The organism is Microbacterium sp. NPDC096154, from assembly GCF_040302945.1.
Taxonomy (GTDB): Bacteria; Actinomycetota; Actinomycetes; order Actinomycetales; family Microbacteriaceae; genus Microbacterium.
Genome location: NZ_JBEOSM010000008.1, coordinates 59,560 through 78,468, shown reverse-complemented (window position 1 = coordinate 78,468; position 18,909 = coordinate 59,560). Strand labels below are relative to the sequence as shown.

The window sequence follows — 18,909 nt, the reverse complement described above, 5'->3', positions numbered from 1 at the left end:
TTGCGAGCTCGCCTGCCGAGGCGCCTCACGGAAGCAGGACGCGCTCGGGCGGGAGACCGTCGCGCACGAGCCACGCTCGCGAGGCGCGCGTGCGCGCGTAGGGCGGCAGCTCGCGCTCGCCCAGGAGCGTGCGCAGCTCGGCCGCGCAGTCGGCGCCGAGCACGAACGGAGCGGATGAGCGCACCTCCTGCAACAGGGCGTAGTGGCGTTGCCAGAGATCGCCATCGCCGACGAGGACGAGGCGCTCCCCCGATCGCGTGAGCGCTGCCAGCGTCGTCCCGGGAGGGACGGCGTCGATCGGGAGCACCCGCACGTCCCGCGGCCAGGCGGCCGCGAGCTGCTCGCCGCGACGGCGCGGTGCGCGCAGCACCATGCCGGTGACTGCCGCCGCGGGCTGCCAGCGCTCCGAGGCGCGGGCGTCCGTCGCGGCCGGTGCGGCCCGCGCCGAGTCGCCCAGCAGGAACTGCACCTCGAGCCCGTCGAGAACCGCCCGACCGGGAGGACGATGCGGATCGAACGACGACGCCTCCCCGCCCACGGCGGCGTGCTCGGCCCGGCCGGGAAGCGCCAGCAGAGCGCGCCGGGACAGCAGCTCCGCGAAGCGCAGGGCACCACCGGTGAGTCGCGCCGCCGTCAGCACCACGGTCGTGCCGGTCTCGCCCGCCTCGCGCACGACGGCCTCGATCCGCTCGCCCGCGGCCTGCGCGTACTCGGCGGGCAGCGCGCTCAGCACGGCATCCACGTCGTCGATGACCACCAGCTCGGGGCGCACGCGCTCGATGAGCTCCAGGGCGTCCCACGCGGCTTCCGGGTCGCGCGGCACGACGACGGCGTCGGGCCGAGCGGCCACCACGGCGCCCGCGACCGTCGACCGCCCGGAGCCCCCGCCACCCACGACCACGAGTCCGCGGTCGCGGCCAGGGCGCAGCAGCACCGGCGTCTGTCGCTGGCGCGCCGGGTCGTCGGCCACGCCCAGCAGGATCGCATCCTGCGGCGGCTCGCCCACCAGCTCGATCGCACGCTCGCGCGACAGCCGCGTCGGCAGGGGCGGCAGCCACGGCCCCGGCCGAGACGGACGCCCCGCGAAGCGGGCCGCCGCCTGCGCGACGTCCGCAGGAGCGGAGAGCGCGATGCGGGTCAGGCGCGGACGGGCGTCGCCCGCGCGCCTGATCCACGCCATCCCCCGGCCGTCGGCCCCGCCGGGCAGCGTGGCCGCATCATCCGTGCCGAGCAGCCCTCGGCTCTCTGCGGGCTCGGCGACCCGGAGGGCGATGCGCAGGGGGCAGTTGGCCACGAGCGCATCGCGCAGCACGCCACCCGCACGCTGAGTGCCGAGCACCAGGTGCATCCCGAGCGCGCGGCCCCGCGCCGCGATGTCGGTGAACACCGCGTGCAGGTCGGGATGCTCCTGCAGCATGGCCGCGAACTCGTCGACCACGATCACCAGCCGCGGCAGCCGAGCACGCGGATCCGAGACGTCGCGCGCCCCGACCTCGCCCAGCGCCGCCTCTCGCGCCCGCAGCTCGGCTCGGAGGCTCTCTACCGCTCTTCGAGCGCCGCCCGCGTCGAGGTCGGTGATCACGCCCGCGACGTGCGGCAGCTCCGCGAGCGGGGCGAAGGCGGTGCCGCCCTTGAAATCGGCGAGCAGGAACTGCACGCGCTCGGGCGACAGCGTGGCGGCGAGCGACGCGACCCAGGTGATCAGCAGCTCGCTCTTGCCACTGCCCGTCATTCCCACCACGACCGCGTGGGGGCCGTCGGACACGAGGTCGAGCGGAACGGGTCCGGCCTCTTCGACGCCGATCACGGCGCCCAGGGCGCCGAGCGACGCGGGCTCCCCCTCGTTCTCTTCTCCGCACCGGCGCAGGAGGTCGCCGAGGGCGACCGGGCCGCGTGGCCGCTCGGCATCGCCCGATGTGCCGTGGCGCCGCGCGAGCCGTTCGGCTACCGCCGCGGCCTGCGCCAGCGAAACGCCCTCCGGCCTCACCTCGCTGACGTGGGCGCCCCACGTCAGGCGCGCGGGGCCGAGCCCGTCGAGCTCGAGAAGGGCCCCGCAGGCGGGCGGCGCCTCGGCTTCGCGGGCGACCACCGCGATGATGACGTCGGCGTCCGGGAGGGGCTCATCCGGCGCGACGAGCGCGACGCGCACTCGCGCGTCGGCTGCCCCGCCGAGGCCCTCCCCCGGCGTCCAGTGCGGCAGCCGCGTCGCCCATGCACGGTCGGATTCCGGCGCCCGGGTCACCGCCAGATCGCTCGCCGGCCGGGCGAGACACAGCTGCAGCACGAGCGCTCGCGCCACCGCGCCGGCCGTCACGGCGTCGCCCAGCACCGCGACGCCCACGCCGGCAGGGACGGTCACGGGAGCGTCCTGGAGCTCCGAGGCCGTGCGGCGCAGATCGTCGGCCTCCTCGTCCCCTCCCGACACCTGCACCCCGCTGGGCACCGTTCCCCGGCCGACCACCAGCTCGTCGGCGCTGCTGCGCCATTGCCGTCGGACGTCGCCGAGCAGCGCGGCCACGTCGGGGCTCTCGCGCCACCGCGTCGCACGCTCGGCGTCCTGCCGCCGTACGATCTGCTCGCGCGCGCGGGCCCGCGCCTCGGCGTGAGCCCGCGCCTGCTCCCGCCCCCTCCGCCGACCGCCACGCGCGCCGTCGATCAGCGTGGCCAGCGCCATGAGCGGCCCGAGCGCCGCGAAGCACAGGGCGATCAGCGAGCCGGTGACCGCCCAGATCGCGACCGACGCGACGACCGGGATGACCGACGCCACGAGCGGGAAGGCGCCGCGCGGCGGCCGCTCCGGCCGGGCCGGCAACGCGATGGGGGCATCAGAACGACGAACGGCGGGTGCGGACATGCCCCCAGTCCAGCGCGTGCGGGGCGTGCGGAGTCGCGGAGACCGCCCGGCCGCGGATCACTCGCGCGCGTCGCCGCCTGTGGACGAGGCATCGGCCTCCGCCGCGGGGACGGCTTCCACCACGGGCACGCCCGCCGTGTCGGTCGCGTCCTGCGCGACGCGGTCATCCTGCTCACGCGCATCCTGAGTCGTGGGCCCCTCGTCCTCCGGCCCCTGTCCGGGGACCGAGACGTTGAGCACCACGATCGTGATGTTGTCGCGTCCGCCGTTCTCGAGCGCCGCCTCCAGCATCGCGTCGACGGCGGCCTCCGGCTCCGCGTGCAGCCGCAGGAAGTGCAGGATGCCGTAGTCGGTGAGCTCCTTGGTGAGACCGTCCGAGCAGATCACGAAGCGGTCGCCGTCGCGAACGTCCAGGCGCACGTAGTCGGGCACCGCACCCTCGCTCGGGCCGACGGCACGCGTGATCACGTTTCCGTACGGATGGTTCTCGGCCTCCTCCGGGCTGAGACGGCCGGCGGCGACGAGCTCCTGCACGAGCGAGTGGTCGGTCGTGACCTGCACGAGCGCGTCGTCGCGCTCCAGGTAGACGCGCGAGTCGCCGATGTTGAGGGCGACCCACGTCGCCTGCTCGTCGGTGATGTCGAGGTAGACGCCGGTGACGGTGGTGCCGGTGCCCTCGTCGGTGGTGTCGGGGTGCTCCCCGATGTCGCGCACCGCCTTGACCAGCGCCTTCTCGATGGCCTCCGGCGACACCGGCCCCTTGCCGACCATGCGCTGGAGCCGGTCGATCGTGCTCGCGCTGGCGATCTCGCCACCGATGTGACCGCCCATGCCGTCGGCCACGACGAAGAGCGGATAGGACGTCAGCAGTGCATCCTGATTGATGTCGCGCTTGCGGCCGCGGTGCGTGACCCCGGCCCAGGTCAGCGTGGCGTCCAGGCCTGTGGGCAGTGCCACGGTCTGGGACTGCGCCGCAGTCGGGGCGTCGGACACGGGCATGGACCTCCGGGATCGGGCGACGGTGCTCGGCAGGCCGCACAGAAGCGGCGGGCGCGTGCGTCGCGGGCTCTCACATCCTATCCGCAGGCGACCGACGCGCCGCGTCGCGGCATATCGGACGGGATGTCGGGGTCCCGAGCGCGACGACGGATCGGCTCAGACGACGGGCACGACGGGGCCGGGGAAGAGCCCGTCGATGACCACGAGCTCCTCGCTCGTCGGACGCCACGCCGCGCCGGCCGCGGCGTTCTTCGCGACCTGCTCGGGCGACGTGGCGCCGGCGATCACGCTCGCGACGCCGGGCTGCGCCAGGAGCCATCCGAACGTCGCCTCGAGCATCGTGATGCCGCGCGCATCGCAGAAGGCCCGGTAGGCGTCGAGCGCATCCCACGGCGCCTCGCTCCACAGGTGCGGCCGCTGCGACATGATGCGGCTGCCCTCCGGACCGCCCTCCCGCGTGAACTTGCCCGTGAGCAGGCCGTTGTAGAGCGGGAAGTAGGGGAAGAACCCGAGGCCGAAGTGCCGCACCGCGGGCAGGACCTCGCGCTCGACGTCACGCGCCAGCAGCGAGAACTGGTTCTGCGACGACACGAACCCCGAGCCCCCGCGGGCGCGGGCGACCAGGTGCGCCTCGGCGATCTGCCAGCCCGTCAGGTTGGAGTGGCCGTAGTACCGGATCTTCCCCTCGCGCACGAGATCCTCGAGCGCGTCGACCGTCTCCTCGACGGGCGTCTCCGGATCGGGCATGTGCAGCTGGTAGAGGTCGATCCAGTCGGTCTGCAGGCGCGTGAGCGACTCCTCCACCGCGCGCCGGATGTACGCGCGCGAGCCCTTCGAGCCGACCGTCGGGCCGTAGCCCATGTCGACCGCCTGGTGACCGAACTTGGTGGCCAGCACGACCCGGTCGCGGCGACCCGCGAGCGCCTCGCCCATCAGCGTCTCGCTGCGGCCCTGGCCGCCGTACATCTCGGCCGTGTCGAGGAACGTCACGCCGTGATCGATGGCCGCGTCGAGCACCGCGCGCGTGCCCTCGAGCGTCTCGGTGGCCGTTCCGGCGCGGCCGAAGTTGTTGCAGCCGAGGCCGACCTCCGACACCCGCAGTCCCGACTCCCCGACCCGACGCAGCGCGACATCCATGCCGTCCACGCTAGCGCCACGGCGAACGCCCCGCTCCGACGGATCGGGCGGGGCGTTCGAGGGCGCTCTATGGCTGAGGCGGGGACGGCGGCACGGGGCCGGGCCTGTCGTCAGGGCCGGGCGCGCGCGGCGGCTCCTCGTCGGGCCGCGGCGCGGGCGGCGTGGCCGGAGGCGCAGGCGGGCCGGGTGGCGTCGTCGGCGGCGTGCTCGGAGGCGGCACCGGCGCACCGGGAGCGCCCGGAACGGTCGGGTAGCCGCCGTGGCCGGGTGCCGGAGGGTGGCCGCCCTGGTCCGGGGCCTGTGGGTAGCCGCCCTGTGGGTAGCCGCCCTGCGGGTAGCCCGGCTGAACCGGGTACCCGGGCTGGCCATAGCCGGGCTGGCCGTAGCCGGGCTGGCCGTAGCCGGGCCGGCCGTAGCCGAACCCGGGTGCGGGCGCGGCCGACGGCTGCACGGGCACGCCATCCCACACCGTTCGGTCGCCGAGGAAGCCGTTGCCGGCCCACGGCGCGGGCGGGATGGCGGGGTTCCATCGCGAGCGATCGAAGGCCACGATCCCGAGCCACACGAGCGACAGGAAGACGTAGAGGACGACCCAGGCTCCCTCCTTCTGCAGCTTGAGGCCGATGCGGTAGGCGGCGATGGCCGAGAGCACACCGAGCGCGAGCGAGAACAGCGCGCCGATGCCGAACGCGGTCAGCAGGATCGAGCCGCCCACGCCGTACAGCACGAGCCAGGGGCTGAGGTCTCCGAGCTTGAAGAAGACCATCATGTTGTAGACCGGGACCCAGGCTCGCCACCCGCCCTGCACGCCGGCCTTGTCGAACAGCTTCATCATGAAGAACGAGCCGACGATATAGAAGACGATGCCGAAGAACAGCGTGAACCCGATCATCGCCGCCCAGATGGCGCTGAGCGCGGCGTAGTCGTCCGAGTACATGCGACCCCTCCTGGATCCGGTGCGGCCCGTCGCCGCTGGTCCCAGGCTATCCAGCCGCCACCCGCCGCCGACAGCCCCGCCTGCGGGGCGGTCAGTCGGCGATCACGAGGTCCGTCTCGCCGGCGCGGGCCCCCGGACGCATCCGGAAGCCCGCCGACGCCGCCCACGAGATCAGGTCGTCGACGGTCGCGAGCTGCGGCGCATCCTGCGCCATGCGGCGCACGAGCAGGCCCTTCGACTTCTTGTTGAAGTGATTGAGAGCGCGGGACGTGCCGTCGGGTCCATCCGCCACGACTCGCACATAGGTGCTCGCGACACCGGCGGGCACCGGCCCGAGGGCGGCATAGGCTTCGGAGCGCAGGTCGACGACCAGTCCCGGCAGCGCCGCGAGCGCGTCTCGCACGGCGTCGGCCCACACGCGCTTCAGCGGAGCGAGGCCCGGGAGCGACGCCCCCGCCGCGAGCCGGTAGGACGGAATCGGATCGAGCGCGCCGACGGGACCGAGCAGGGCCGTCTGGATGAACGCGTGCTCGCCCAGCCACGCGCGCGCTGTCGTGTCGAGCGAGGCCGCGTCGAGCGCGTCGAACAGCACGCCCGTGTAGCGGTCGACCGCGGGCATGGTGGGAGCGGCGCGCAACGCGGCGTTGACGTCGATCTCGCCCCGCTGACGGGCCGAGAGCTTGAGGACGCGCGCGGCGAGCTCGGGATCGGCGGAGAGCGCCACCACGGACGCGACGACGGCCTCGCGCTGCGGTGCGAGCACCGGCAGTGCGAGGCCGTCGAAAGCGAGTGGCGCACCCGATCCCCCTGCCCGCTTCGTCTCCGAAGGGGGCAGGAGGACGGTGCTCAGGACGCCAGCGCCGCGTGACCCGCCACGATGGTCAGGGTCTGCCCCTCCATCGAGACGAAGCCGTCGCGTGCGTCCGCGATGACCTTGTTGCCCGAGGGCTCGGTGATGCGCACCTGACCCTCGGCGAGGATCGCCAGCACGGGCTCGTGGCCCTGCATGAAGCCGATCTCACCCTCGGTGGTCTTGGCGACCACGAGGTTCGCCTCGCCCGTCCACACCTCCGACTCGGCGGAGACCAGGGTGACCTGAAGGCCCATGCTCAGCTGTTCTCCTTCTGGATGCGCGCCCAGTTGGCCTCGACGTCGCTGATGCCACCGACGTTGAAGAAGGCCTGCTCGGCGACGTGGTCGAACTCGCCCTTGACGATCGCGTCGAACGACTCGATGGTCTCCTTGATCGGCACGGTCGAGCCCTCGACACCGGTGAACTTCTTGGCCATGTAGGTGTTCTGCGAGAGGAACTGCTGGATGCGACGTGCGCGCGACACGACGATCTTGTCCTCTTCCGAGAGCTCGTCGACACCGAGGATCGCGATGATCTCCTGCAGCTCCTTGTTCTTCTGCAGGATCTGCTTCACCGACGTGGCCACGCGGTAGTGGTCCTCGCCGATGTAGCGCGGGTCGAGAATGCGGCTGGTCGACGTCAGCGGGTCGACGGCCGGGTACAGACCCTTCGACGCGATCTCACGCGACAGCTCGGTCGTGGCGTCGAGGTGCGCGAACGTGGTCGCCGGGGCCGGGTCGGTGTAGTCGTCGGCCGGCACGTAGATCGCCTGCAGCGAGGTGATCGAGTGACCGCGCGTCGAGGTGATGCGCTCCTGGAGCACGCCCATCTCGTCGGCGAGGTTGGGCTGGTAGCCCACGGCCGAGGGCATGCGGCCCAGCAGGGTCGACACCTCGGAGCCCGCCTGCGTGAAGCGGAAGATGTTGTCGATGAAGAGCAGCACGTCCTGCTTCTGGACGTCGCGGAAGTACTCCGCCATCGTCAGCGCCGACAGGGCCACGCGCAGACGCGTCCCCGGCGGCTCGTCCATCTGACCGAACACGAGGGCCGTCTTGTCGAAGACGCCCGCGTCCTCCATCTCGTGGATGAGGTCGTTGCCCTCACGCGTGCGCTCGCCGACGCCGGCGAACACCGACACACCGCCGTGGTCCTGCGCGACGCGCTGGATCATCTCCTGGATGAGGACGGTCTTGCCGACGCCCGCGCCGCCGAAGAGGCCGATCTTTCCACCCTGCACGTACGGGGTGAGCAGGTCGATGACCTTGATGCCCGTCTCGAACATCTGGGTCTTCGACTCGAGCTGGTCGAAGTTCGGAGCCTTGCGGTGGATGGGCCAGCGCTCGGTCACCTCGATGGCCTCGCCGTCGGGCAGGTTCAGGACCTCGCCCGTCACGTCGAAGACCTTGCCCTTGGTCACGTCGCCGACGGGCACCGAGATCGGGGCACCGGTGTCGCGCACCTCCTGGCCGCGGACCATGCCGTCGGTCGGCTTGAGCGAGATGGCGCGGACCATGTCGTCGCCGAGGTGCTGGGCGACCTCGAGCGTGATCTCGGTCTGCTGCTCGCCGATGACGATCGTCGTCTTCAGGGCGTTGTAGACCTCGGGGATCGCGTCGTGCGGGAACTCGATGTCGACGACGGGGCCCGTGACGCGGGCGACCCGACCGACGACCGCGGTCTCAGTGGCAGTCATTTTCGTCATTCCTCTTGATAGACAGAGTCTTAAGGTTCAGCTCAGGACGCCAGGGCGTCGGCACCGCCGACGATCTCGGCGATCTGCTGCGTGATCTCGGCCTGGCGCGCGTTGTTGCGCAGGCGGGTGTAGTCGGTGATGAGCTTGTCGGCGTTGTCGCTGGCCGACTTCATCGCCTTCTGCGTCGCGGCCTGCTTGGCGGCGGCCGACTGCAGCAGCGCGTTGAAGATGCGGCTCTGGATGTACACCGGCAGCAGCCTGTCGAGCACCTCGGTGGCGTCGGGCTCGAACTCGTACAGCGGGTACACCTCGTGCTGCGTCGCCGTCGCCGACTCGTCGTGCTCGACGACCTCGAGAGGAAGCAGGCGCACCTGCTCGGCCTCCTGGGTCATCATGCTGACGAAGCGGTTGTAGACGATGTGGATCTCGTCCACTCCGCCCTCCGAGGCGTCCTTCTCGTACGCCTCGAGCAGCGTCTGCGCCATCTCCTCCGCGGTCGCGAAGCTCGGAACGTCGGCGTCACCCGTCCACTCCGCCTCCGCCACGATGTGACGGAACTGGAAGTAGCCGACGGCCTTGCGGCCGAACAGGTAGAACGCCACGTCCTTGCCCTGCGAGCGCAGCAGCTCCGCCAGCTCGAGCCCCTCGCGGATGACCTGCGAGTTGAACGCGCCCGCGAGGCCGCGGTCCGAGCTGAGGATCACGATCGCCGAGCGCTTGATCGACTCCGGCTCCCGCGTGAGCGGGTGGTCGATGTCGGTGTGCGTGGCGACCGCCGAGACGGCGCGCGTCACCGCGCGGGAGAAGGGGCTGGACGCGTTCACACGCGCCAGCGCCTTCTGGATGCGCGAAGCCGCGATGAGCTCCATCGCCTTCGTGATCTTCTTGGTCGTCTGAGCAGAAGAGATCTTCTGCTTGTACTCCCTGAGCTTTGCTCCCATGATGCGTCTTCCGCGCCAGGCTTACGCCCGGCGACCCTTGACGATCTTCTCCTGGTCGACATCGGCGACATCCGCCGCACGGTGCTCCTCGTGGCCCGCGGCCGTGAGGTGCTGACCCTTGCCGCCCTGGAACTCGAGCAGGAACGCGTCGATGACCTTCTCCATCTCGGCGACCGTCTCGTCCTCGAGCTTGCCCGTCTCGCGCAGCGTGTCGAGGATCGTCGTGTTGCGACGGAAGTGGTCGAGCAGCTCGGCCTCGAAGCGCAGCACGTCCTCGACCTCGATGGTGTCGAGCTTGCCGTTCGTGCCGGCCCAGATCGAGACGACCTGCTCCTCGGCCGGGTACGGCGAGTACTGCGGCTGCTTGAGCAGCTCGGTCAGGCGCGCACCGCGAGCGAGCTGACGGCGCGAGGCCGCGTCGAGGTCGGACGCGAACATCGCGAACGCCTCCAGCGAGCGGTACTGGGCCAGCTCGAGCTTCAGCGTGCCCGAGACCTTCTTGATGTGCTTCAGCTGCGCGTCACCGCCGACTCGCGACACCGAGATGCCCACGTCGACCGCGGGACGCTGGTTCGCGTTGAACAGGTCGGACTGCAGGAAGATCTGGCCGTCGGTGATCGAGATCACGTTCGTCGGGATGTAGGCCGACACGTCGTTGGCCTTCGTCTCGATGATCGGCAGACCCGTCATCGAGCCGCCGCCCAGCTCGTCCGAGAGCTTCGCGCAGCGCTCGAGCAGACGCGAGTGCAGGTAGAAGACGTCACCCGGGTACGCCTCGCGGCCCGGCGGACGGCGCAGCAGGAGCGACACGGCGCGGTAGGCCTCGGCCTGCTTCGACAGGTCGTCGAACACGATCAGGACGTGCTTGCCCTGGTACATCCAGTGCTGGCCGATCGCCGAACCCGTGTAGGGCGCCAGGTACTTGAAGCCGGCCGGGTCGGACGCGGGGGCCGCGACGATGGTGGTGTACTCCATCGCGCCGGCCTCCTCGAGGGCGCCCTTCACCGAGGCGATGGTCGAGCCCTTCTGGCCGATCGCGACGTAGATGCAGCGAACCTGCTTGGTCGGGTCGCCCGACTCCCAGTTGGCGCGCTGGTTGATGATCGTGTCGATCGCGATCGCGGTCTTGCCGGTCTGGCGGTCGCCGATGATCAGCTGACGCTGGCCGCGGCCGACGGGGATCATGGCGTCGATGGCCTTGATGCCGGTCTGCATCGGCTCGTGCACCGACTTGCGCATCATGACGCCGGGGGCCTGCAGCTCGAGCGCACGGCGACCCTCGATGCCCGCGATCTCTCCCAGGCCGTCGATCGGGTTGCCGAGCGGGTCGATCACGCGGCCGAGGTAGCCCTCGCCCACCGGGACCGAGAGCACCTCGCCCGTGCGGGTGACCTGCTGGCCCTCCTCGATGCGGTCGAACTCGCCGAGCACGACGACGCCGATCTCGTGCTCGTCGAGGTTCTGGGCCAGGCCCAGCGTGCCGTCGGCGAAGCGGACGAGCTCGTTGGCCATGACGCCCGGCAGGCCCTCGACGTGGGCGATGCCGTCGGCCGCGTCGATGACGGTGCCGACCTCGGTGGCCGCGTCGCCCGTGGGCTCGTAGGCGGCGACGAAGTCCTTCAGCGCGTCACGGATGACGTCGGGGCTGATCGTGATGTCTGCCATTGTCTTCCTTCATGTTGTGGGATCTGCGCGATCCCCAAGTGAGTCCGCCGGGGCGGGAAGTGTTCGGGTCAGCCCTGCCGATTAACCAGCGAGCTTCTGGCGCACGTCGGCGAGACGCGACGCGATGCTTCCGTCGATGACGTCGTCCGCGATCTGCACGCGCACGCCGCCGACGACCGAGGGGTCGACGACCGGGTTGATCGTCACCGCGCCGCCGTAGGTGCGCGCGAGCGCGGTGGCCAGACGCTCGGTCTGGAGGGGCGTGAGCGGCGCAGCCGTCGTGACCGTCGCCACCGTGCGGCCGCGCTGGGCCGAGACGATGCGCAGCGCCCGCGAGAGCAGCCCGCGCACGCGACGCCCGCGCGGCTGCTGCACGAGCGACGACACGACCAGGGTCGTGGCCTCGCTCGCGCGACCGCCGAGCAGCTTCTCCATGAGCGCGCCCTTGGCCGCGCCGTCGCCGAGACGGCTGCCGAGCGCGAGCTCGAGCTCCGGGTTCTCCGCGACGATGCGGGAGACGCGGAACAGCTCGCCCTCGAGGTCGCCCTGGTCGGCCTTGGCGGCCGCCCGGATGGCGAGCTCCTCGATGCCGTCGACCAGCTCGCCCTGCGACGACCACCGCTGGGCGGCGGTCGTCGACAGGAGCGACTGCGAGGTCGGCGACAGGCTGCCGAAGACGCGAGCGACGAGCGCGCTGCGCGCCTCGGGAGCTGCAGACGGATCGGCGAGCGCGCCGCTCAGCGCCTGCGAGCCGGCGACGGCACGGGCGGCCGCGAACAGCTCGCGAGCCGTGTCGAGGTCGACCGTGGCCGCGTCGAGCGCCTGCGCGCTCTTCGCGAGCGCCTGAGTGGTCGCGCTGCCCATTACTTCGCCGCCTTCTCGGAAGCCTCGAGGTCCGCGAGGAAGCGGTCGACCACGGCCGTGGCCTTCTGGTCGTCGCTCAGCGTCTCGCCGATGACGTTGCCGGCCAGGTCGATCGCGAGCGCGCCGACCTCGCTGCGCAGCGTGACGAGCGCCGACTGACGCTCGGCCTCGATCTGCGTGTGCGCCGTCGCGGTGATGCGCTCGGCCTCGGTGGCCGCGTTCGCCTTGGCCTCGGCGACGATGCGCTTGCCGTCCTCACGGGCGGCCTCGCGGATGTCACCGGCCTCCTTGCGGGCGTCGGCGAGCTGCTTCGTGTACTCCTCGAGAGCCGCCTCGGCCTGGCGCTGCGCCTCGTCGGCCTTCGCGATGTTGCCCTCGATGGCCGCCGAGCGGGCATCCAGCATCGCCGTCAGCTTCGGAAGGGCGACCTTCCACACCACGAACAGGATGACGAGGAAGCAGACCGCAGACCAGATGATGTCGTACGCCGCCGGGATCAGCGGGTTCTGCGCCTCGCCCTCCTCCGCGGCGATCGTGACAAGAGCGTTCAGCATCCTGTCTCCTTACGTGTCAGCAGCGAGTGATCAGTTGTAGCCGAAGATGAAGCCGGTCGCGATGCCGATGAACGCGAGGGCCTCGGTGAAGGCGATACCGATCCACATGAGGACCTGCAGACGACCGGCGAGCTCGGGCTGGCGGGCGACCGACTCGATGGTCTTGCCGACGACGATGCCCACGCCGATGGCCGGGCCGATGGCGGCGAGACCGTAGCCGACCGTCGCGATCGAGCCGTACACGTTGGCGAGAACCGTAGTAGCGTCCACGGGGTTTTCCTTTCGGTTAGGCGGTGCGCCGTGTGGCGGACCGTCAGTGCTCTTCCGCAACCGCGAGCTGGATGTAGACCGCGGTGAGGATCGTGAAGACGTAGGCCTGGAGGAACGCCACCAGGACCTCGAACAGAGTGAAGGCGAGACCGAAGGCGAGCGTGCCGACGCCGAGCGCCGACCACAGTCCACCCGCGGTGAAGAAGAAGAAGTGCGTCGCCGAGAAGAACAGGACGAGCATCAGGTGGCCGACGATCATGTTCATCAGCAGTCGTAGCGTGAGCGTGACGGGGCGGATGATGAACGTCGACAGGAACTCGAGCGGCGTGACGATGATGTACAGCGCGGCCGGCACGCCCGACGGGAACAGCGAGTTTTTGAAGAAGCCGCCGGGGCTCTTCTTGATGCCCGCGTAGATGAATGTGACGTACGAGATGACCGCCAGCAGCAGCGGCACGGCGATGACGCTGGTGCCCGCGATGTTGATGCCCGGGATGATGCCCGTCAGGTTCATGAACAGGATCATGAAGAACATCGTGGTCAGCAGCGGCAGGAAGCGGTTGCCGTCCTTGCGACCGAGGATGTCGTGCGCGATGTTGACGCGCACGAAGTCGAGGCCCATCTCGACGATGCTCTGCAGGCGGCCGGGCACGACCTTCATGTTGCGCGTGCCGACGACGAGCAGGATCACCAGGATCGCGGTCGCGAGCAGCTGCGCCGCATTGATGCGGGTGAACTCCAGGAAGCCGATCTGGAAGATCGCCGGCGGGAAGAAGTCAGAGATGGACGGCGGGTGGAATCCGCCATCGCTCGATTCGGCAGAGGCGATCAGCATCGCGGCATGAGTCAACGTGTGGCTCCGGCTTCATAGCTCCGGCACGGGGACCGGGAGGGGCAGGAAGTCGTCATCTGCCGGAGCCCTCAGTCACCACTGGCGATGTCGCCATCGGCATCCGCGGGGAACTCGGCAGGAACTCCGTCAGCCTATCAAAGAATCGCGCGCTTCTACGACGCGTCGAAAAAGCTCTGTCAGGACCGCGAGGACCCGTCGCCGCCCTCGCCCGGGAGACGCACATCGACGTAGGGCTCCCGGGAGCGGAACATCGCGATGCCGTCGATCGCGAGCGACGCGAGCACGCTGACCACCAGGGCCACGAAGAAGACCCCCGGCACGACCCAGGGCTGCCCCCGCAGCACGAGCAGCGCCACGATGAACAGCACGAGCTTGAGCAGCCAGCCGCCCAGCACGATGCCGAAGAAGATCGGCACGTACAGCGCGTCGCCGAACCAGCGGTTGGCGATCAGGATGCTCACAGCCGTCAGCAGCATGAAGACTGCGGCGATCGCGGCGCCGGCGAATGCGCTCAGCGCGCCGTCGCCGCCGGCGATCGCGAAGCCGATGCCGCCTCCGACCACCGCGATCACGAGCGTGGCGATCCCGCCCCACAGCAGCGCCGTGCGCAGCACCGGGGTGCTGGAGATGCCGGCGGCCGAGGGGGTGCTGTCCGAGGGTTCGGTTGTCGACATTCAGGCCTCCTGGGTGGCGTGATCGGGGGCCGGCTCGGCGGCGGCGCGGCGTGTGGGCATGAGGGTGAGCACGAGACAGGCGGCGACGCCGATCACTCCGAAGACGACGCCGATCCAGTAGCCGCCGAACCAGTCCTCCCGCGTGGCGAGGTACATCAGCAGCACGGCGAGCGAGATCACGGCCGTCCAGGCGTAGAAGATCAGCACCGCATCGCGATCGGTGTGACCGAGGTCGAGCATCCGGTGGTGCAGGTGCTTGCGGTCGGGCGAGAACGGCGACTTGCCGGCGCGCATCCGGCGGATCACGGCCAGGCCGAAGTCGGCCAGCGGCAGCAGCACCACCACGAGCGGGAGCAGGATGGGCAGGAACGCGCCCAGGAGCTGCGAGCGCCCGAGGCCGTCGACCGGATCGAGCACCGAGGGCGGCAGCGATCCGGTCACGGCGATGGCACTGGTGGCCATCAGCAGGCCCAGCACGAGCGCGCCCGAGTCGCCCATGAAGAGCTTGGCGGGCTTCCAGTTCAGCGGCAGGAACCCGGCACACGCACCGATCATGGCCGCCGCGAGGAACGTGGCGATGCTCGAGTTGGTGGTCGAGGTGTCGCGCGTGAGCATGTACGAGTACACGAAGAAGACGCCGTTGGCGACCAGGCACACGCCCGCGACCAGGCCGTCGAGCCCGTCGATGAAGTTGACGGCGTTCATCACGATCACGATCGAGAACATCGTCAGGGCGATGCTCACCCAGCTCGACACCAGCGTCATGCCGCCGATCGGGAGTGCATAGATCTGCAGGCCGCCGACGACCGCGATGATGCCGGCGGCCAGGAACTGGGCGCCGAGCTTGATGGTCCAGTCGAGGTCCCACAGGTCGTCGGCCACACCCACGAGCACGATCAGCGTCGCGGCGCCGAGCACCGCCCACACCTTCTGCGGATCGACCCAGAAGATCTGGAAGAACTCGTTCGAGGCCGACGCCCCGATCGCCGCCACCATCGCGAGGAACATCGCGATGCCGCCGAGCCGCGGCGTGGGCGTCTTGTGCACGTCGCGCTCCCGGATGCCGGGGTACAGCTTGAAGCGCATGCTGAGTCGCCACACCGCCCAGGCGAGCGCCGTCGTCAGCGTCGCCGTGAGCAGGATGGTGAAGAGGTACTGCCTCACGCCGGATCGCCGCCCGCGGCCTCGTCCTCGCCGGAGCGGGCGGTCGGCGGCGCGTGCGGCTCGTGTTCGGGCACCTCCAGCAGGTCGCCCAGCACCTCCAGCAGCTCGTCGCGCGACACGGCGCCGTCGCGCAGGATGCGCACCTGCGGCTCGCCGGCCTCGTCGCCGCGTGGGCCGACCAGCGAGGTCGCGTCGATGATGGTGGAGGCGACGCCCGTGCGCGAGGGCCCGTCGTCGAGGTAGACCGCGACCCGGTCGCCCAGCATGGCGCGAGCGTCGTCACCCGTCACGGCGGCCGGCTGACCCGTGAGGTTCGCACTGGACACGGCCAGCGGACCGGTCTCGCTCAGCAGCTCCAGCGCGATCCGGTGATCCGGCATGCGCACCGCCACCGTGCCGCGGGTCTCGCCCAGGTCCCACGACAGCGAGGGCTGGGCGGGCAGCACGATGGTCAGACCGCCGGGCCAGAAGCGCTCGACGAGCCGCTCGATCGGCTCGGGCACCTGCTCGACCAGCGCGCGCATGGCGTCGACGCCCGAGACCAGCACCGGCGGGGGCTGCTGCCGGCCGCGCCCCTTGGCGTCGAGCAGCCGCTGCACGGCCTGCGGACTGAACGCGTCGGCCGCGACGCCGTACACCGTGTCGGTGGGCATGACGACGACATGGCCGCGGGCGATCGCCTGGCGCGCCTGGCGCATGCCGGTGAGCAGCTGCGCCTCATCACGGCAGTCGAAGAGGGGGGACATCTCTTTGATTGTAGAGAGTCCAGATCGATCGCTCGCCCGACGCTCTCCTTGCTCACTCGTCTGCTCGGGCCCTGCGAGCGAAGCGAGCCTAACGAACAGCCGTGGTGGTGCGGTCGCGCAGCGTGAGGTCGGGGTGGGTGGCCGCGGCGCGCCAGCCGTCGGCCGTGAGCAGGTCGCGGATGGCCTGGCCCTGCAGCTCTCCGTGCTCGATCACGAGCAGCCCGCCCGGGCGCAGCAGGCGCATGCCGACGTGGCTCAGCTCGCGCACGACGTCGAGGCCGTCGGGGCCGCCGTACAGCGCGGACTCGGGGTCGTGCAGGCGCACCTCGGGATCGCGCGGGATGGCGTCGTCCGGCACGTACGGCGGGTTCGAGACCACGACGTCGACCCGCCCGTCGAGGTCGGGGAACGCCACGGCGAGATCGACGAAGGCCAGGCGCACGTTGTCGGCCCCCACGCGGCGCACGTTCTCCGTGGTCCACACGAACGCGTACGGCGAGTTCTCGGCCGCGTGGATGCGCGCGTGCGGCACCTCCGTCGCCATCGCCAGCGCGATCGCTCCGCTGCCCGTTCCCAGGTCGACGCCGACAGGCTCGGGCACCGGGGCCGCGCGCAGCGCGTCGATGGCGAACTGCGCGACGGACTCGGTCTCGGGGCGGGGCACGAAGACCCCGGGCCCCACCGCCAGTTCGAGGTGGCGGAAGTACGCGACGCCCGTGATGTGCTGCAGCGGCTCGCGCGCGGCCCGCCGAGCCACCAGCACCTCGAACGCCTCGGCCTCGGCGACGCTCAACTCGTCGCCGCGCACGACACCGGCCTGCACCTCGCCCCGGCTCTGGCCGCGCAGGTGCGCGAGCAGCAGCTCGGCGTCGACCTGCGGATCGGGCACGCCGGCCTCCGCGAGACGCACGGCCGCGAAGCGCAGGCGGTCGCGCAGCGCGCGGGAGTCGTGCCTCTCCCCCGTCGCGTGGGTGGTGGTCATGAGGTGCCAGCCTACTGCGCCGGGGATTCCGCGGCCGCGATGCGGGCGCCGTCCTGAGGATGCCGAACGCGGAATATGGCGACGCCGGATGACGTCACACACGAGACAGGACGGCTGCCGCCCGCCTACGCTGGGCGGGACGGCCCTCACCGGCCTCACGACCCGCGACCCCGATTCGAGGAGCACCGCCATGCCCGGCATCCACGCCGACATCACCACCGCGTTCGGAAACACCCCGCTCGTGCGGCTCAACAGCGTCACCGACGGCATCGAGGCCGAGGTGCTCGCCAAGCTCGAGTTCTACAACCCCGCCTCGAGCGTGAAGGACCGTCTGGGCATCGCGCTGGTGGACGCCGCCGAGCAGTCGGGCGAGCTGAAGCCGGGCGGCACGATCGTCGAGTCGACGAGCGGGAACACCGGCATCGCCCTCGCGATGGTCGGCGCGGCGCGCGGCTACCGCGTCATCCTGACCATGCCGGCCTCGATGTCGAAGGAGCGGCGCCTGCTGCTGAAGGCGTTCGGCGCCGAGCTCGTGCTGACCGACCCGACCAAGGGCATGCAGCTGGCCGTCGACGAGGCCCAGCGCATCGTGTCCGAGACCCCCGGGGCCGTGTGGGCCCGCCAGTTCGAGAACGAGGCGAACCCGGCCATCCACCGCCGCACGACGGCGCAGGAGATCCTCGACGACACCGAGGGCCGGATCGACATCTTCGTCGCCGGCATCGGCACGGGCGGCACCATCACGGGCGTCGGCCAGGTGCTCAAGGAGAAGGTGCCCGGCGTGCAGGTCGTCGCCGTGGAGCCCAAGGACTCCCCCATGCTCAGCGAGGGTCACCCCGGCCCTCACAAGATCCAGGGCATCGGCCCCAACTTCGTGCCCGCGATCCTCGACCGCGACGTGATCGACGAGGTCGTGCCCGTCGGCTTCGAGGACTCGCTGCGCGTCGCGCGCGAGCTCGCGGCCAAGGAGGGCCTGCTGGTCGGCATGTCGTCGGGTGCCGCCGTCTGGGCGGCCCTCGAGGTCGCCAAGCGCCCCGAGAACGCCGGCAAGCGCATCGTCGTGATCGTGCCCGACACCGGTGAGCGCTACCTGACGACCGCGCTGTTCGAGGACCTGCGCGAGGACTGATGGCGGGCGTCGCAGGCACCCTCCGGGCGGCCGCGGCGGCTGTGCGGGACGACGTCGCGTCGGCGCGCCTGCGCGACCCCGCGGCCCGCGGGGGCCTCGAGATCGCGCTGCTGTACCCCGGGCTGCATGCCGTGTGGGCGCACCGCGTCAGCCACCGCCTGTGGCGGCGCGGCCTCCGCTTCCCGGCGCGCGCGCTGTCGCAGATCGCGCGGTTCCTCACGGGCATCGAGATCCATCCCGGAGCCACGATCGGCCGGCGCCTGTTCATCGATCACGGCATGGGCGTCGTGATCGGCGAGACGGCCGAGATCGGCGACGACGTGCTGCTCTACCACGGCGTCACGCTCGGCGGCCGCACGCGCGACGCGGGGAAGCGCCACCCCACGCTGGGCGACGGGGTGGCGGTCGGCGCCGGCGCGAAGGTGCTGGGCCCCATCACGATCGGCGCGCGCTGCGCGATCGGCGCGAACGCCGTCGTGACCCGGGACGCGCCGCCCGACAGCGTGCTGGTGGGCGTCCCGGCCAAGGCCCGGCAGCGCCGGGACGGCGAGGACACGCGCGCGATCCTCACCGCCCCCGAGTACCAGATCTGAG

At 71.2% G+C, this 18,909-nt stretch carries 19 protein-coding genes; 2 read left to right on the top strand and 17 right to left on the bottom strand.

The features are described 5' to 3' along the window. Positions 1-25 precede the first annotated feature (25 nt). The 17 genes from ABTW64_RS11955 to prmC all read right to left on the bottom strand — a co-directional run bounded on the left by ABTW64_RS11955 (position 26) and on the right by prmC (position 17,186). Entirely contained in the window at positions 26-2,854 is a 2,829-nt protein-coding gene (locus tag ABTW64_RS11955; RefSeq protein WP_350622661.1) for an FtsK/SpoIIIE domain-containing protein, read from the bottom strand. Between the two features lie 57 nt (positions 2,855-2,911). Then, positions 2,912-3,853 (bottom strand): PP2C family protein-serine/threonine phosphatase, encoded by a 942-nt coding sequence (locus ABTW64_RS11950; protein ID WP_350622659.1) that lies wholly within the window; start codon positions 3,851-3,853, stop codon positions 2,912-2,914. A gap of 156 nt (positions 3,854-4,009) precedes the next feature. Beyond that, positions 4,010-4,990 carry an aldo/keto reductase gene (locus tag ABTW64_RS11945; RefSeq protein ID WP_350622657.1) on the bottom strand — a complete coding sequence of 327 codons (981 nt, stop codon included), beginning with the start codon at positions 4,988-4,990 and terminating at the stop codon, positions 4,010-4,012. Between the two features lie 67 nt (positions 4,991-5,057). Next, positions 5,058-5,927: a large exoprotein gene (locus ABTW64_RS11940; RefSeq protein ID WP_350622655.1), complete on the bottom strand. Its 870-nt coding sequence runs from the start codon at positions 5,925-5,927 to the stop codon at positions 5,058-5,060. Positions 5,928-6,018: 91 nt separating this feature from the next. After that, positions 6,019-6,777 carry a YaaA family protein gene (locus ABTW64_RS11935; protein ID WP_350622889.1) on the bottom strand — a complete coding sequence of 253 codons (759 nt, stop codon included), beginning with the start codon at positions 6,775-6,777 and terminating at the stop codon, positions 6,019-6,021. Next, positions 6,774-7,034: a F0F1 ATP synthase subunit epsilon gene (locus ABTW64_RS11930; protein WP_350622653.1), complete on the bottom strand. Its 261-nt coding sequence runs from the start codon at positions 7,032-7,034 to the stop codon at positions 6,774-6,776. The genes ABTW64_RS11935 and ABTW64_RS11930 overlap by 4 nt, the downstream gene beginning before the upstream one ends. 2 nt (positions 7,035-7,036) lie before the next feature. After that, complete coding sequence (gene atpD / locus ABTW64_RS11925; protein WP_350622651.1) at positions 7,037-8,473, bottom strand: F0F1 ATP synthase subunit beta; 1,437 nt, start codon at positions 8,471-8,473, stop codon at positions 7,037-7,039. A 41-nt stretch (positions 8,474-8,514) separates the two neighbouring features. Further along, entirely contained in the window at positions 8,515-9,414 is a 900-nt protein-coding gene (locus ABTW64_RS11920; protein ID WP_350622649.1) for a F0F1 ATP synthase subunit gamma, read from the bottom strand. A gap of 21 nt (positions 9,415-9,435) precedes the next feature. Further along, complete coding sequence (gene atpA / locus ABTW64_RS11915; RefSeq protein WP_350622647.1) at positions 9,436-11,079, bottom strand: F0F1 ATP synthase subunit alpha; 1,644 nt, start codon at positions 11,077-11,079, stop codon at positions 9,436-9,438. Between the two features lie 81 nt (positions 11,080-11,160). Continuing rightward, a complete protein-coding gene (locus tag ABTW64_RS11910) occupies positions 11,161-11,943 on the bottom strand; it encodes a F0F1 ATP synthase subunit delta (protein ID WP_350622645.1) in 783 nt (260 codons plus the stop codon). Continuing rightward, positions 11,943-12,497, bottom strand: coding sequence for a F0F1 ATP synthase subunit B (locus tag ABTW64_RS11905; protein WP_350622643.1), 555 nt, complete (start codon positions 12,495-12,497; stop codon positions 11,943-11,945). The genes ABTW64_RS11910 and ABTW64_RS11905 overlap by 1 nt, the downstream gene beginning before the upstream one ends. 30 nt (positions 12,498-12,527) lie before the next feature. Continuing rightward, positions 12,528-12,767 (bottom strand): ATP synthase F0 subunit C, encoded by a 240-nt coding sequence (gene atpE, locus ABTW64_RS11900; RefSeq protein WP_135114798.1) that lies wholly within the window; start codon positions 12,765-12,767, stop codon positions 12,528-12,530. 43 nt (positions 12,768-12,810) lie between these two features. Continuing rightward, positions 12,811-13,602: a F0F1 ATP synthase subunit A gene (atpB, locus tag ABTW64_RS11895; RefSeq protein WP_350622641.1), complete on the bottom strand. Its 792-nt coding sequence runs from the start codon at positions 13,600-13,602 to the stop codon at positions 12,811-12,813. A 194-nt stretch (positions 13,603-13,796) separates the two neighbouring features. After that, on the bottom strand, positions 13,797-14,294 hold the full coding sequence (locus tag ABTW64_RS11890; RefSeq protein WP_350622639.1) for a Cg1360 family ATP-synthase-associated protein: 498 nt from the start codon (positions 14,292-14,294) through the stop codon (positions 13,797-13,799). Then, positions 14,295-15,458, bottom strand: a complete 1,164-nt coding sequence (locus ABTW64_RS11885) for an MraY family glycosyltransferase (RefSeq protein ID WP_350622637.1) — start codon at positions 15,456-15,458, stop codon at positions 14,295-14,297. Beyond that, positions 15,455-16,204 (bottom strand): L-threonylcarbamoyladenylate synthase, encoded by a 750-nt coding sequence (locus tag ABTW64_RS11880; RefSeq protein WP_350622635.1) that lies wholly within the window; start codon positions 16,202-16,204, stop codon positions 15,455-15,457. The genes ABTW64_RS11885 and ABTW64_RS11880 overlap by 4 nt, the downstream gene beginning before the upstream one ends. Before the next feature lie 88 nt (positions 16,205-16,292). After that, complete coding sequence (gene prmC / locus ABTW64_RS11875) at positions 16,293-17,186, bottom strand: peptide chain release factor N(5)-glutamine methyltransferase (RefSeq protein WP_350622633.1); 894 nt, start codon at positions 17,184-17,186, stop codon at positions 16,293-16,295. A 190-nt stretch (positions 17,187-17,376) separates the two neighbouring features. Here prmC and cysK point away from each other — a divergent pair, with 190 nt between their 5' ends. Both cysK and epsC read left to right on the top strand, forming a co-directional pair. Further along, positions 17,377-18,315 (top strand): cysteine synthase A, encoded by a 939-nt coding sequence (gene cysK, locus ABTW64_RS11870; protein ID WP_350622631.1) that lies wholly within the window; start codon positions 17,377-17,379, stop codon positions 18,313-18,315. After that, a complete protein-coding gene (gene epsC, locus ABTW64_RS11865) occupies positions 18,315-18,908 on the top strand; it encodes a serine O-acetyltransferase EpsC (protein ID WP_350622629.1) in 594 nt (197 codons plus the stop codon). Before cysK ends, epsC begins: the two co-directional genes overlap by 1 nt. The last annotated feature ends 1 nt before the right edge of the window (position 18,909 follow it).

Coding starts and splice junctions, on each gene's coding strand:
- ABTW64_RS11955 (WP_350622661.1), bottom strand. CDS start 2,854: ATGTCCGCACCCGCCGTTCGTCGTTCTGATGCCCCCATCGCGTTGCCG.
- ABTW64_RS11950 (WP_350622659.1), bottom strand. CDS start 3,853: ATGCCCGTGTCCGACGCCCCGACTGCGGCGCAGTCCCAGACCGTGGCA.
- ABTW64_RS11945 (WP_350622657.1), bottom strand. CDS start 4,990: ATGGATGTCGCGCTGCGTCGGGTCGGGGAGTCGGGACTGCGGGTGTCG.
- ABTW64_RS11940 (WP_350622655.1), bottom strand. CDS start 5,927: ATGTACTCGGACGACTACGCCGCGCTCAGCGCCATCTGGGCGGCGATG.
- ABTW64_RS11930 (WP_350622653.1), bottom strand. CDS start 7,034: ATGGGCCTTCAGGTCACCCTGGTCTCCGCCGAGTCGGAGGTGTGGACG.
- atpD (WP_350622651.1), bottom strand. CDS start 8,473: ATGACTGCCACTGAGACCGCGGTCGTCGGTCGGGTCGCCCGCGTCACG.
- ABTW64_RS11920 (WP_350622649.1), bottom strand. CDS start 9,414: ATGGGAGCAAAGCTCAGGGAGTACAAGCAGAAGATCTCTTCTGCTCAG.
- atpA (WP_350622647.1), bottom strand. CDS start 11,079: ATGGCAGACATCACGATCAGCCCCGACGTCATCCGTGACGCGCTGAAG.
- ABTW64_RS11910 (WP_350622645.1), bottom strand. CDS start 11,943: ATGGGCAGCGCGACCACTCAGGCGCTCGCGAAGAGCGCGCAGGCGCTC.
- ABTW64_RS11905 (WP_350622643.1), bottom strand. CDS start 12,497: ATGCTGAACGCTCTTGTCACGATCGCCGCGGAGGAGGGCGAGGCGCAG.
- atpB (WP_350622641.1), bottom strand. CDS start 13,602: ATGCTGATCGCCTCTGCCGAATCGAGCGATGGCGGATTCCACCCGCCG.
- ABTW64_RS11890 (WP_350622639.1), bottom strand. CDS start 14,294: ATGTCGACAACCGAACCCTCGGACAGCACCCCCTCGGCCGCCGGCATC.
- ABTW64_RS11880 (WP_350622635.1), bottom strand. CDS start 16,204: ATGTCCCCCCTCTTCGACTGCCGTGATGAGGCGCAGCTGCTCACCGGC.
- prmC (WP_350622633.1), bottom strand. CDS start 17,186: ATGACCACCACCCACGCGACGGGGGAGAGGCACGACTCCCGCGCGCTG.
- cysK (WP_350622631.1), top strand. CDS start 17,377: ATGCCCGGCATCCACGCCGACATCACCACCGCGTTCGGAAACACCCCG.
- epsC (WP_350622629.1), top strand. CDS start 18,315: ATGGCGGGCGTCGCAGGCACCCTCCGGGCGGCCGCGGCGGCTGTGCGG.